Raw genomic sequence first — 12,586 nt, forward strand, 5'->3', positions numbered from 1 at the left:
AATAGTAAGTAGAGGAAGCGTTGGATTTCGAACAGCAATAAGTTGGTATTAGTCCCCAATCTCATTCAACCCTGCAAATCCAACACTCAAAACCTCTTTAATGTCGGCAGTCCAGGTCTTTTTCAACCAAAATGCGGAGGCGCTGGTTTTCAGCCAGCGGCAGGTTGTGCGAAAAACCGTTCTGGTCGGTTTCAATCCAGGCTTTGGCCTGCGCAAAGGGAACGAGGATGGTAAGGGCCCCCGGCTCGTAGTGCACCTGCACCGGCTCTTCGTCGGGCAGGGTTTGGGGCAGCTCCGAGCCGCGTTCCAGCGCGTAAGTGAGGCGTTGGGTGGGGCTTAGGCCGAAATGCACCGCGCCCTCTACCCGGCCGGTTTGGGCAAATTCTTCGAGTTCAGCGGCCGAGAGGCGCAGGCGCAGGGTGTCATCTTCGATGCGAAGTTTCATAAAATGCAGCGTTTCGGGTAGAAAGTTAAACGGCTGGTGGCCGAACCCGTTGCATAACTATAGCTATTGAGCAAGTTTGTACAGCATCATACCTCGGAGCCCACCACCCGCCAGCCGTGGCTGTAGATGTTGAACCGCTCGTTGCGCACGAAGCCCAGCACCGTCATCCCAAAGCTTTCGGCGGCCTGAATGGCCAAGCTGCTCGGCGCGCCCACGGCGGCCAAAACCCCGATGCCGGCCGCCGCCGCCTTCTGCACCAGCTCGAAGCTGACGCGGCCGCTCACCAGCAGAATGTGCTGGTGCAGCGGCAGCCAGCCGGCCAGCAGCGCCGCCCCAATCACCTTGTCGAGGGCGTTGTGGCGGCCCACATCTTCGCGCAGCAGCAGCAATTCGCCCTCGGGCGTAAACAGGGCCGAGGCATGCTGGCCGCCGGTTTGCTCGAAGCCGGCCTGGGCCGCCCGCAACTTATCGGGCAGCTGGTGCACCACGGCGGCGCGCAGGTGCGGGCCGGCGGTGGGCAGCACGGGGCAGGAGGCGGTGCGCACGGCGTCGATGCTGGTTTTGCCGCACACCCCGCAGCTGGAGCTGGTGTAGAAATGCCGCTCCATGGCTTTAAAATCGACCTTTACGTGGGCAGCCAACTCGGCGCGCACGACGTTGCCGGCCTCTTCGGCCTTCTTCACATCGGGGCAGGGAATGATGCCCAGTAGGTCGGCTTTGTCGTGGATAATGCCTTCGGTGAGCAGGAAACCGGCGGCCAGCTCCTCATCCTGGCCGGGCGTGCGCATGGTTACGGACAAGGTGCGGTGCTCGCGCTGGCCATTGGTTTCATAACCCACGCGGATTTCGAGGGGTTCTTCGGCGGCGAGCTGGTCGGAGGCAGGCACGGGCGGGCCATTGCCACTCACTTTCTGGATGGTGGCAAATTCGTAGCTGGCGGCGGGGAGCAGGATGGCGGGGTCCATGGAGCGGGTTTGGGGGGAGCGTGTATAAGCACTGAAGGAGGGCGCGGGTTTTGAACGTCACCTCATAGGTTTGTGGTGGCCCTTATCAGGCCACACCGAAGGGCGTCACTGGTCGGGCATAGTACTCAGCCGGGCACGCAGGGTTCAATTTCCTGACTTCCAAAACAGCTTCATTATCAGTTTCGCACGCCGGAGGGCAGATGCCCTGATGTTATTTTGCACGCGCCCCGCCAACGGCCGGCCCCCAAACTACGTCTCTACGCCCTATGCTCACCAAGAATTTCACCCACGTCAATGCCGCCAACCAGCCTACGATGGTTGATGTGGGCCAGAAAACGCCCACCCGCCGCGTGGCCCGCGCCCACTGCCGGGTGGTGCTGGGCGAGGAGCTGCTGAGCCGCGTGCAGGCCGGCGAAATGCCCTCGCACAAAGGCCCGGTCATTCACACGGCCATTCTAGCGGGCATCATGGGGGCCAAAAAAACCGCCGACCTCATCCCCCTCTGCCACCCGCTGGGGCTGGATGATTGCAGCATCACCATCGAGCCCGATGGGGCCGATGCCCTGCGCGTGGTGTGCACCGCCGTGGTCACGGGCCGCACCGGCGTGGAGATGGAAGCCCTGACTGGCGCCACCGTGGCCGCCCTCACCATCTACGACATGTGCAAGGCCTTTTCGCACGATATCAGCATCGAAGGCGTGCAGCTGATTGAGAAAACCGGCGGCAAAAAAGACTTTCAGCGCGCCGAAAATTCGTAAATTTCGATATGGACAGTCTATCAAGCTCAACCGTAAAACGCAGCAAGCACACCGCCCTCGCCCGGCCCGACATGGGCGAATTTGGCAGGAACGAGTTGGCCATTCTGGGCGCGCCCTGCGGCGATATTCAAACGTTGGTGGCCCGGCTCCTGCCGCTGCTGGCCCCGCAGCTGCGCGTGGCCTACGTCGATGCCGACCATGCCGCCGGCGACAGCGCGGGAAGCGTTAGCTTGCCGTCAGGCGCTCCTCACGTAGCCGACAATGCCCTCTCTGCCGAACTGGTCGATAAAATCACCTATCGCCAGCTCAACCTGACGCGGGCGCTCGACAAGTTCTCGCAGCCCGAGCTGCTGGCCCACGAAAGCATCGTGCTGGTGAACGGCAACCACTTCCGTGCCCGCCAGCAGGTCGTCATCGTCGACCCGCGCAAGCCGCTGGACAAGAAGCTCGACCGCCTCACCGACGTGCGCCTGATTCTGCTGGCCGAAGGCCAGACGGAGCTGTCCGCCGTGCTGCTGGCGCACCTCAGCGCCGCGCCGCTGCCGCCCGTGCTGCCACTGGCCGATACCGCCAAAATAGCGGCTTTCATCCGGCAATGGTACCTGCTGGCGATGCCGGTGCTGCGTGGCCTGGTGCTGGCCGGCGGCCGCAGCGAGCGCATGCAAACCGACAAAGGCGCCCTGCACTACCACGGCCTCGACCAGCGCCAGCACACCGCCGCGCTGCTAGCCGAATTCTGCCCCGACGTGCGCGTATCCGTGCGCCCCGACCAAGCCGCCGAACTGCCCGTCGGCCTCACCGCCCTGCCCGATACGTTCCTGAACCTCGGCCCACTGGGCGGCATCCTCTCCGCCTTCCAGGCCGACCCCAACGCGGCATGGCTGGTGCTGGCCTGCGACCTGCCTTTTCTGACCCGCGAAACGCTGGAGCATTTGGTTACGAACCGGCAGCCCGCCCGCATGGCCACGTCCTTCCGCAGCCCGTGGGATGAATTTCCCGAGCCGCTGGTGAGCATCTGGGAGCCGCGCAGCTACGGGCAGCTGCTGCGGTTTCTGAGCCTGGGCTACGCCTGCCCCCGCAAGGCGCTCATCAATTCTGACATCGAGCTACTTACCCCGCCCATGCCCGAGGAGCTGCGCAACGTGAACACGCCCGAAGAGCGCGCCGCCGCCCAAAAGGAACTGACGAGCTAGGGCTGCCGCCGAGGGCGAAAACCAGTCTGAAATTAAAAAGCCGCCGCGTCCCGGCGGTTTTTTTGTGCCTTGGCCACAGACGTTTTCGGCCTGCAGATACGTTTGGGGGGCACACTGGCACGTTTTTGATGGATGCGCCAGTCAACCAACTTATCCATTAACCTTATCGCATCATGAAAAAGACTGCAATTCTAGGAGCTGCGCTTCTGGCCACAGCCGCTGTTTCTTCGGCTCAGGCCCAGAGCGTGCGCCTCGGCCTGCGTGCCGGTGCCAACTACTCCAATCTGGCTGGCAATATTCAGAATCAGGATACTTACAACAACAAAATCGGCTTCCTGGGTGGCGTGATGCTCAACGTGCCCGTCACCAGCGACGGGTTTTTCTCGGTGCAACCCGAAGTGCTGTACTCGCAGAAAGGCTTCGAAAACAAGCCCACCGAATACACCGGCCTGCTCGGGGCCAAGCAAAAGCGCGAAGGCCAGGTGAACTACAACTACCTCGACGTGCCGGTGCTGCTGAAAGTGCGCGCCTCAGGCCTCATCTTCGAAGCTGGCCCGCAATATTCTTACCTGTTGAGCGCCAACAACCAGACCAAAACCACGACTACGCCGGCGCTGGGCGGCACGCCCACCACCGCCGAGTCGCAGAACAAAACCGACGTCAGCGGCTTCAACCGCAACGAGCTGGGCTACCTGGCCGGTGTGGGCTACGAAGCCGAAAACGGCCTGAGCCTAAGCCTGCGCTACACCGGCGCCTTCAGCGACTTCGTAAAATCCGACAACAACACCTACTTCAACGGCGACCTGAAAAACGCCCGTCATTCGGCATTTCAGCTGTCGCTGGGCTACTTGATTCCGAGCAAGTAAGAGCCGCGTGCGCCGGTCTGACCGCCCTAGGCGGTCTGACCGGTTGAAGCACCCCATTTCGTCCTCACGACAACCGGTCAGACCGCCTAGGGCGGTCAGACCGGGACAACGCAACAAAAAAAAAGCCCAGCTTCTGCGAAAGAAGCCGGGCTTTTTTTTATGCTTAAAAACAGGCTACGGATGCGCGGCCACCCATTCGGTACCATCCTCATATTCCTCACGTTTCCAGATGGTTACCACCTGCTTGAGCGTGTCGATGATGAACTGGCAGGCGGCGAAGCTTTCGGCGCGGTGCGGCGTGGCCACTGCTACCACCACGGCCACATCGCCCAGTGCTAGTGTGCCTTTGCGATGCACCACGGCCACTTCCTGTAGCATGGGCCACTTTTCGTAGGCCTGCGCCACTACGTGGCCCAGCTGCGTGAGGGCCATACTGTCGTACGACTCGTAGTGCAGCCGGCGCACCGGCCGCCCGCCCGACTGGTTGCGCACCGTGCCGATAAAGGAATTGACCGCGCCGGCGGCATCGGTTTGCACGGCCGCGAGGGCGGCGGCAATATCAATGGGCTGGTCGGTAATGGAGAGATGAGGGGTCATGCGAGAGTGAGCAGCCGGGCAGTAGCGCGAACTTTGTAGTTCGCGTTCCCACGCCATTAAAATCGTTCAGTTATTGTTCCGGGACGCTGGCTAAAAGGCCGCGCTGCATCAGCCGCCGGCTACGGGCGGAATCAGGGCTATTTCGTCCACCGTGTGCAGGGCCTGGTCGTTGGGCGCATACTCGTTGTTCACGGCTACGGCGCAGCTGCGCAGGTCGCCCAGGGCGGGGTACTGGCGGCGCATTTCGGCCAGCAGCTCGCCCACGGTGGCGGGGGCGGGGGCGGGCAGTTCGATTACCGACGTACCCACAATCTCGCGGGTAATGCCGAAGAGGGCGACTTTTAATGACATATCTTTCGACGTAAATTCTGGGGTGAAAACCGGCCGTGGGCAGTGATTCGGCCTGTGGCCTGAACACCTTTCCTGCGTCCGGGGTTTACCACAAGCCGGCAGTCTTACGTACAGCCGGACAAAATTGGTGATAAACGTGCTTCCATCTCTGCTCTCGCCGGCCGCGCCGGCCCCCACACCCCTCTTCGACCAGCACGGCCGGCCGCTGGAATACCTGCGCCTGGCCGTGACGGACCGCTGCAACCTGCGCTGCTTTTACTGCATGCCCGAGGAAGGCATCAAGTACATGCCCAAGCACGAGCTGCTGAGCTACGAGGAAATGTTGCGCCTCACGGGCCTGCTGGCTGGCCTGGGCGTGCGCAAAGTGCGCCTCACGGGTGGCGAGCCCTTCGTGCGGCGCGACCTGGTGCCATTCATGGAGCGGCTGGCCCAGCTGCCCGGCATCGACGACATCAGCCTGACCACCAATGGCGTGCTCACCGCGCCGCATGTGCCCGCCCTGGCCCGCCTGGGCGTGAAGGCCGTGAACCTCAGCCTCGATACGCTGGACCGCGAGCGATTCTTCCAAATAACGCGGCGCGACGAGCTGCCCAAGGTGATGGAAACCTTCCACGCCCTGCTGGAGGCCGGTATTCAGGTGAAAATAAACGCCGTGGTGATGGACGGCCAGAACATCGACGACCTTGTTCCGCTGGCTGCCCTCAGCCGCGACCTGCCCGTGGACGTGCGCTTCATCGAGGAAATGCCCTTTAACGGGGGCAGCCACGCCGCCGGCCCCGCCTCGCTGCCCTGGAACCACATTCGCATTCGCCAGCACCTGGAGGCCCATTTTGGGGAGCTGACGCCCGTGGCGATGCCGGCCGGGGCCACGGCTTCGGAGTACCGCATTGCCGGGCACCGGGGCACGGTGGGCATCATTGCGGCCTACTCGCGCACCTTCTGCGGCACCTGCAACCGCCTGCGCCTCACAGCCGAAGGCGGCATCAAAACCTGCCTCTACGACCAGGGCGTGCTCGATACCCGCGCCCTGCTGCGCGGCGGCGCTTCCGATGCCGAGCTTGTGGCGGCCCTTAGCAACGCCTTCCGCTACCGGGCGGCCAATGGCTTCGAGGCCGAGAGCCAGCGGCCCCTGCACCAGCTCAGCTTCGAGAGCATGGCTACGATTGGGGGGTAAAAGGCTTTTGGGCCAATGGGTTTTACCTTGGCGGCCCCGGAAGCAAGTGCTTCCATAGAAAGCAGCCCGCTGATGATAAAAGTTGTGCTTGTTGTGCTGAGCGTGGCGGTGGCGCTGTACTTACTCCTGTGCGGTGTGCTGTATTTCAAGCAGGAAAAGCTGCTGTTTGCGCCCACGCACTTGCCGGCCAGCTACCGGTTTCGGTTTCCCGGCCCGTTTGAGGAGCGGTGGACCACGGCCGCCGACGGCACCCGGCTGCACGGCCTGCTTTTCAAAGCGCCCGATTCCAAAGGCCTGATATTCTACCTGCACGGCAACGGCGGCGCGCTCGACAGCTGGGGCAACGCGGCGGCAACCTACACTACGTTGCACTATGATGTATTCCTGCTCGACTACCGGGGCTATGGCAAAAGCGGTGGCACCATCACAAACCAGGCCCAGATGCTGGCCGATGTGGATACCGTGTACCAGCAGCTGCGGCCCGAATATCCCGAAAACCGCACGGTTATCCTGGGCTACTCCCTTGGCACCGGGCCGGCCACCTGGCTGGCCGCCCGTCACCACCCGAAGCTGCTGATTTTGCAGGCCCCGTACTACAGCATGCGCGACATGGCGGCGCGGCTTTATCCGTTTGTGCCGGGCCTCATTTTGCGGTATCCTATGCCTACCAACGAATTAATTGGCCAGGTGAGCGCGCCCATCGTGCTGTTTCACGGCGACCACGACGAGGTGATTGATTACAATTCGACGTTGCGGCTGAAAGCGCTGCTCAAGCCCACCGACAAGCTCATTGTGCTGCCCGGCGCGCGCCACAACGGCATGACCGACAACCCGCAGTACCGCCGGGAGCTGGCGCAGCTCTTGGAGTAGCATAGGTAGTTTTCAAGGCCAAAAAATTAGCAATAATTAACTGATTATCAAATATTTTTGCTGCAAATCGCCGACGGGAACGTTTGCTGGCGCATAAGCTGTGCTTTTGCAAAACGAGCAACTTCGCGGCGCTGGCCGGCGTTGGCGTAGCTTGTAATTTGCCGGAACCGGAGCCCCGGTTCCGGCCGATTACCGCTACGCTTTTGGATTATGAGTATGATTACGCTGCCGCCGGCCACCGGCTATATTTCCCGCAAAACCCACCGCCTGGCCGTAGGGGCACTATTTTTTCTGTTGGGGCTGTGCTTTGCCAGCTGGGCGTCGCGCATTCCGAGCGTGCAGCAAACGATGGGCATTTCGGAGGCGGCGCTGGGCGGCGTGCTGCTGGCCATTCCGTTGGGGCAGCTGGTGTCGCTGCCGCTGGCGGGCTGGCTGGTGGCCCGGCAGGGCAGCCGCCGGGTGGTGCTGTGGGGCGTGGTGCTGTACGCTGCCGCGCTACTGGGACTGGGCTGGGCCGGCAGCCTGTGGCAGCTGCTGCCGTGCCTGGTGCTGTTTGGGGTGGGCGGCAACCTCACCAATATTTCGGTGAATACCCAGGCCGTGGGCGTGGAGCGGCTTTACAAGCACAAGCCCATTATGGCCTCGTTTCATGGGTTGTGGAGCCTGGCGGGGTTTGTGGCGGCGGCCGTGGGCTCGTTTATGATTGGGCACGCGGTGCCGCCGGGCGTGCATTTCATTTTTATTGCCCTGTTTATTCTGGCTGGGCTGGCGGTGAGCGCTGGCTACACGGTGCGCGAAGATTTGGGCGTCGACCCCGACCAGCCCATCTTCGTAAAGCCCGACAGGGAACTGCTGGGCCTGGGGGCCATTGCCTTCTGCGCGCTCATCTGCGAGGGGGCCATGTTCGACTGGAGCGGGGTGTATTTCAAGAAAGTCATTCACGCCGATAAGGCCTGGGTGGGGGCGGGCTACACGGCCTTTATGAGCACCATGGCGCTGGGCCGCTTCGGGGCCGACTGGCTGGCCCACCGCCTCGGGCCGAAGCGCGTGATTCAGCTCAGCGGCCTGCTCACTGCTACCGGCTTGAGCATTGCCGTGGCCTGGCCCACGCTGCCCACGGCGCTGCTGGGCTTTTTGCTGGTGGGCTTTGGCACCTCGGCGGTGGTGCCGCTGGTGTACTCGGCGGCAGGGAAGTCGACGCATATGTCGGCGGGCATGGCGCTGGCGGCGGTGTCCACCATTGGCTTTTTCGGTTTTTTATTGGGGCCGCCGGTTATTGGCTTCGTGGCCGGAGCTACCAGTCTGCGCGTGTCGTTTGCCCTGATTGCGGTGATGGGGCTGTGCGTGTCGGCGGTGGCGAGCCGGGTGCGGGTGTAGGATTTGGGGAATGGGATAAGGGATGTGTCCGTCATGCAGCGCGCAGCGAAGCAGCTTTCCCGCACAAGTAATTCTAACATTTAAGTTAGTTACACGGTAAAGATGCTTCGCTGCGCGCTGCATGACGTTCTTTTGAATGGATTCTAAACCTCATTCCAAAACCCACCAAATGGAAAACCCCCAATCCGTCACCAAATACACCTGGGACGACATGCCCAAAGAGCAGCTGTCGGACCAGCTTTCGCGCCGCCTCATCACGGGCGATAAGATGATGCTGGCCCACGTTTACCTCAAGAAAGGCTGCATCGTGCCCCTGCACCAGCACCACAACGAGCAGATTACCTACATTCTGGAAGGTGCGCTGCGCTTCTGGATTGGCTCCGAAGATGCCGAGCCCATTGTGGTGGGTGTGGGCGAGGTACTGCACATTCCGTCCAACGTATGGCACAAGGCCGAAGCCATTGAAGACACGCTCGATGTGGATATCTTCAGTCCGCCCCGCCAGGACTGGCTCGACAAATCGGACGACTACCTGCGCCTGAAATAGCCCGATTATGGACCTCGGACTGAAAGGAAAAGTTGCCCTGGTGGCCGCCGCCAGCCAGGGCCTGGGCCACGCCGTGGCCGAGGAGCTGGCCGCCGAAGGCGCGTCACTCATCCTCTGCGCCCGCCACGACGCGGCGCTGCAGGAAACCTGCGCTGCCATCTCGGCCGCCCACGGCACGCCCGTGCTGGGCCTGGCCACCGACGTAGCCGACCCCGCCGCCGTGGCCCGCCTCGTGGCCGCCGGCCAGGCCCGCTTCGGCCGCATCGACATCCTGGTGACCAACGCCGGCGGCCCGCCCGCCGGCACCTTCGATACGCTGAGTGCCGAGCAGTGGCAGGCCGCTACGCAGCTGCTGCTCACCAGCGTGGTGGAGCTGACCCGCGCCGTGCTGCCCGGCATGCGGGAGCGGGGCTGGGGCCGCATCCTCAACATCACCTCCATCTCGGTGAAGCAGCCGGTGGCCAACCTTATGCTGTCCAACAGCTTGCGGGCGGCCGTCACGGGCATGGCTCGCACACTGGCCACCGAAGTAGCCGCCCAGGGCATCACCGTGAACAACATTCTGCCCGGCTACACCCGCACCGAGCGCGTGGTGGGCCTGGCCGAGGCCACAGCCACCCGCGAGGGTATTTCGGCTGCCGAGGCCACGGCCCGTTGGGAAGCCGAAATCCCCATGCGCCGGCTGGGCGAGCCCCGCGAGTTTGCGGCGTTGGCGGCGTTTTTGTGCTCGGAGCGGGCCAGCTACATCACCGGCACTTCGGTGCCGGTGGATGGCGGGTGGATTCGCTCGCTGCTGTAAACCCAACGCCGAAACCTCACCCCCGGCCCCTCTCCTTGGGGAGAGGGGAGCCTGACGGTTATAGACGGTCACGCCGCCGTCGCCCCCCTCTCCCCAAGGAGAGGGGTCGGGGGTGAGGTGCCCCGCCTGCTTCGTTAAACATCATTCCCCGTGACCGAAAACCTCACCCACCGCCAGAAGATGCTCACCTTGGCCGGCATTCTGCTGGCTATGTTTTTGGGGGCGCTCGACCAAACCATTGTGAGCACCGCCCTACCGCGCATCGTGGCCGATTTGCACGGACTCGACCGCTTTACGTGGGTGGCCACGGCCTACCTGGTGGCCAGCACGGCGCTGGTGCCCATTTATGGCAAGCTGGCCGATATGTACTCGCGGCGCACGATTGAGATTGTGGCAGTGAGCATTTTCCTGGTCGGCTCGGGGCTGTGCGGGCTGGCGGGCGAGTTTGGGAGCTTGCCGGTGCTGGGCGATGGCATGACGCAGCTGGTGGTGTTCCGGGCCATTCAGGGGTTTGGCGGGGCGGGGCTGTTTGCCATGGCCTTCATCATTATTGCCGACTTATTTGCGCCGGCCGAGCGGGGGCGCTACCAGGGTTTTACGGGCGCGGTGTTCGGCACGTCGTCGGTGCTGGGGCCGCTGCTGGGCGGGTTTCTCACCGATAAGGGAACCGGCCTGATTCCCGGGGTGGCGGGCTGGCGGCTGGTGTTCTACGTGAACCTGCCGCTGGGCCTGGTAGCCCTCTGGTTTATCATGACGCAAATGCCGCCGCTGCGCCCCCGCACCGCGCCCAAGCCGTTCGACTACCTCTCGGCGGCGCTGCTGATGGCCGGGCTGGGGCCGCTGGTCATCGCGCTGCAGCTCAACCGCACCGTTTATCCCTGGACGGCCCCGCTCACGCTGGGCATGCTGGCCTGGGCGGTGGTGGCGCTGGGCCTGTTTGTGGTGCGCAGCCTGCGGCACGAAAACCCGATTCTCAACTTCGGCCTGTTCAGAAACAAGGTGTTCCGGTCGGCCAATGCGGCGCTGTTTCTCATGGGCGGGGCATTTCTGGGCATCATCATTTTCGAGCCGCTGTTTATGGTGAACGTGCTGGGCGAGTCGGCCACGCGGGCCGGGGCCAGCCTTATTCCGCTGTCGCTGGGCGTGGTGTCGGGCTCGCTGCTGGCCGGCCAGATGGTATCGCGATTCGGCCACTACAAGCGCTGGATGCTGAGCGGCATTTCGGTCCTGCTGCTGGGCCTCACGCTGCTGGCCACCATGCCGCCCACCGTGCAATACCATCAGGTGCTGCTGTATCTGGCCATCTGCGGGCTGGGTCTCGGGCCCACCATGCCGCTCTACACCCTGGCCGTGCAAAACGCCACCGCCCCCGAGCTGATGGGCCAGGCTACCTCGGCCAGCCAGTTTTTCCGGCAGATTGGTGGGGCAATCGCCGCCTCGGCGCTGGGCGCGGTGCTCACCTTCACCCTCACGCATAGCCTGCCCGCTGCCGCGCAGGCCCCCGCCACCCGCCCGCCCGTGGCGGCGGCTGATGGCCCACTACCCTCGGCCGCTGCCACGGCCAGTGCCAGCCCGGCAGTGCGGGCGGCATTTTCGAAAGCCATTTCGCGGGTTTATGTATTCAATATCTTTCTGGTAGTGGGCGGGTTTGTGCTCACGCTGTTTGTGCCGGAGCTGCCGCTGCGCAAGAGCAACGAAGGGCCGCCAGCGCCGTAGGGGCGGGGCTTGCCCCCGCCCGCCGTTGAACGGAATCGGGCCTGCGGTGCGAACGATGGGCGGGGGCAGGCCCCGCCCCTACTTGTTTCAGTACCCTTTTACATACCTTTGCCCCGTTGGTTCTCGGTTTGATTTCCTTCAATCAGCGGACGGTTTTTCACCCGGGCTTTGGCCGGGGTAAAGATTAAAAGGGAATCGGGTGCAACTCCCGAACAGACGCGCTACTGTGAGTTTCCCGGCCCTGATGGGCCGGAGCCGGTGAGCCCCATTTGCAAGTCCATTGACCCGCCGAAAGCGGGCTGAGAAGGGCGGGGCCCACCCGAAATAAGTCAGGAGACCTGCCGGCCGCCGAGTGATGCTGCCCTCGCGCTTTGGGGCTGGCATCGGCGGTGCCGTGCCGCCGCGCCCTGGGCGCGGCCGGGGTGGCGTGCGGCCGATGGCGGGCTTTGGCATAGTGGGCTTGAACGCAAACGGAGGCCGTTTCTCACCTCTTTTCCTGCTCCGCATGCTTCTTGCCGACCGTATTGCCCGCGCCGAAACGCGCATTTTCAAAGCCGTTTTTCCCAACACCACCAACCATTACGACACCCTGTTCGGCGGCACCACACTCCTGCTAATGGACGAGGTGGCCTTCATCGCCGCCACCCGCTTTTCGCGCCTGAAAATGGTGACGGTTTCGTCCGAGCGGGTCGATTTCACGCACCCCATTCCCGGCGGCTCGCTGGTAGAATTGGTAGCGAATATTGAGCACGTGGGCCGCACCAGCCTCAAGGTGCGCGTCGAATTATTCGTGGAGCAGATGTATTCCGAAGACCGCCACAAGGCCGTTACGGGCCTGTTCACCTTCGTGGCCGTGGATGAACACAAGCAGCCCGTACCGATTCTGAGCGTGTAACATCCTTGTAGCACATGCTTCAGCTTGTGTCCG

The 12,586-nt window shown here is 63.1% G+C and carries 14 protein-coding genes and 1 riboswitch; of the genes, 10 read left to right on the forward strand and 4 right to left on the reverse strand.

Translation table 11 applies throughout. The features are described 5' to 3' along the window. Positions 1-97: 97 nt before the first annotated feature. Together HBN54_RS06395 and fdhD are read right to left on the reverse strand one after the other, a co-directional pair. On the reverse strand, positions 98-445 hold the full coding sequence (locus HBN54_RS06395) for a DUF7009 family protein (RefSeq protein WP_168672334.1): 348 nt from the start codon (positions 443-445) through the stop codon (positions 98-100). 86 nt (positions 446-531) lie between these two features. After that, on the reverse strand, positions 532-1,410 hold the full coding sequence (gene fdhD / locus HBN54_RS06400; protein ID WP_168672335.1) for a formate dehydrogenase accessory sulfurtransferase FdhD: 879 nt from the start codon (positions 1,408-1,410) through the stop codon (positions 532-534). Positions 1,411-1,676: 266 nt separating this feature from the next. Here fdhD and moaC point away from each other — a divergent pair, with 266 nt between their 5' ends. The 3 genes from moaC (at position 1,677) to HBN54_RS06415 (ending at position 4,227) form a co-directional block, all read left to right on the forward strand. Beyond that, a complete protein-coding gene (gene moaC, locus HBN54_RS06405; protein ID WP_168672336.1) occupies positions 1,677-2,168 on the forward strand; it encodes a cyclic pyranopterin monophosphate synthase MoaC in 492 nt (163 codons plus the stop codon). Between the two features lie 8 nt (positions 2,169-2,176). Beyond that, the gene (locus HBN54_RS23405; RefSeq protein ID WP_235955411.1) at positions 2,177-3,361 is read left to right on the forward strand and encodes an NTP transferase domain-containing protein; all 1,185 of its coding nucleotides are present in this window, start codon (positions 2,177-2,179) and stop codon (positions 3,359-3,361) included. 173 nt (positions 3,362-3,534) lie between these two features. After that, positions 3,535-4,227 (forward strand): porin family protein, encoded by a 693-nt coding sequence (locus HBN54_RS06415; protein WP_168672337.1) that lies wholly within the window; start codon positions 3,535-3,537, stop codon positions 4,225-4,227. Between the two features lie 174 nt (positions 4,228-4,401). On the opposite strand, the gene HBN54_RS06420 is transcribed toward HBN54_RS06415, so the two are convergent. Both HBN54_RS06420 and HBN54_RS06425 read right to left on the reverse strand, forming a co-directional pair. Next, positions 4,402-4,824 carry a molybdenum cofactor biosynthesis protein MoaE gene (locus HBN54_RS06420; protein ID WP_168672338.1) on the reverse strand — a complete coding sequence of 141 codons (423 nt, stop codon included), beginning with the start codon at positions 4,822-4,824 and terminating at the stop codon, positions 4,402-4,404. A 108-nt stretch (positions 4,825-4,932) separates the two neighbouring features. Continuing rightward, positions 4,933-5,175 carry a MoaD/ThiS family protein gene (locus HBN54_RS06425; protein WP_168672339.1) on the reverse strand — a complete coding sequence of 81 codons (243 nt, stop codon included), beginning with the start codon at positions 5,173-5,175 and terminating at the stop codon, positions 4,933-4,935. Between the two features lie 136 nt (positions 5,176-5,311). Between HBN54_RS06425 and moaA the strand changes: the two genes are divergently transcribed. From moaA to HBN54_RS06460, 7 genes are all read left to right on the forward strand, one after another. Further along, positions 5,312-6,349 (forward strand): GTP 3',8-cyclase MoaA, encoded by a 1,038-nt coding sequence (gene moaA / locus HBN54_RS06430; RefSeq protein ID WP_317170179.1) that lies wholly within the window; start codon positions 5,312-5,314, stop codon positions 6,347-6,349. Between the two features lie 72 nt (positions 6,350-6,421). Then, positions 6,422-7,219: an alpha/beta hydrolase gene (locus HBN54_RS06435; RefSeq protein WP_168672340.1), complete on the forward strand. Its 798-nt coding sequence runs from the start codon at positions 6,422-6,424 to the stop codon at positions 7,217-7,219. Between the two features lie 210 nt (positions 7,220-7,429). Beyond that, complete coding sequence (locus HBN54_RS06440; RefSeq protein ID WP_235955412.1) at positions 7,430-8,596, forward strand: MFS transporter; 1,167 nt, start codon at positions 7,430-7,432, stop codon at positions 8,594-8,596. A 169-nt stretch (positions 8,597-8,765) separates the two neighbouring features. Continuing rightward, positions 8,766-9,143, forward strand: a complete 378-nt coding sequence (locus tag HBN54_RS06445; RefSeq protein ID WP_168672341.1) for a cupin domain-containing protein — start codon at positions 8,766-8,768, stop codon at positions 9,141-9,143. Positions 9,144-9,150: 7 nt separating this feature from the next. After that, positions 9,151-9,942 carry an SDR family oxidoreductase gene (locus tag HBN54_RS06450; protein WP_168672342.1) on the forward strand — a complete coding sequence of 264 codons (792 nt, stop codon included), beginning with the start codon at positions 9,151-9,153 and terminating at the stop codon, positions 9,940-9,942. A gap of 150 nt (positions 9,943-10,092) precedes the next feature. Beyond that, on the forward strand, positions 10,093-11,658 hold the full coding sequence (locus HBN54_RS06455; protein WP_317170180.1) for an MDR family MFS transporter: 1,566 nt from the start codon (positions 10,093-10,095) through the stop codon (positions 11,656-11,658). Positions 11,659-11,791: 133 nt separating this feature from the next. Then, positions 11,792-12,018: riboswitch (cobalamin riboswitch) on the forward strand. Positions 12,019-12,163: 145 nt separating this feature from the next. Then, the gene (locus tag HBN54_RS06460; protein WP_168672343.1) at positions 12,164-12,553 is read left to right on the forward strand and encodes an acyl-CoA thioesterase; all 390 of its coding nucleotides are present in this window, start codon (positions 12,164-12,166) and stop codon (positions 12,551-12,553) included. Positions 12,554-12,586: the final 33 nt, after the last annotated feature.

The sequence above is a fragment of the Hymenobacter artigasi genome (assembly GCF_012275535.1).
Lineage (GTDB): Bacteria > Bacteroidota > Bacteroidia > Cytophagales > Hymenobacteraceae > Hymenobacter > Hymenobacter artigasi.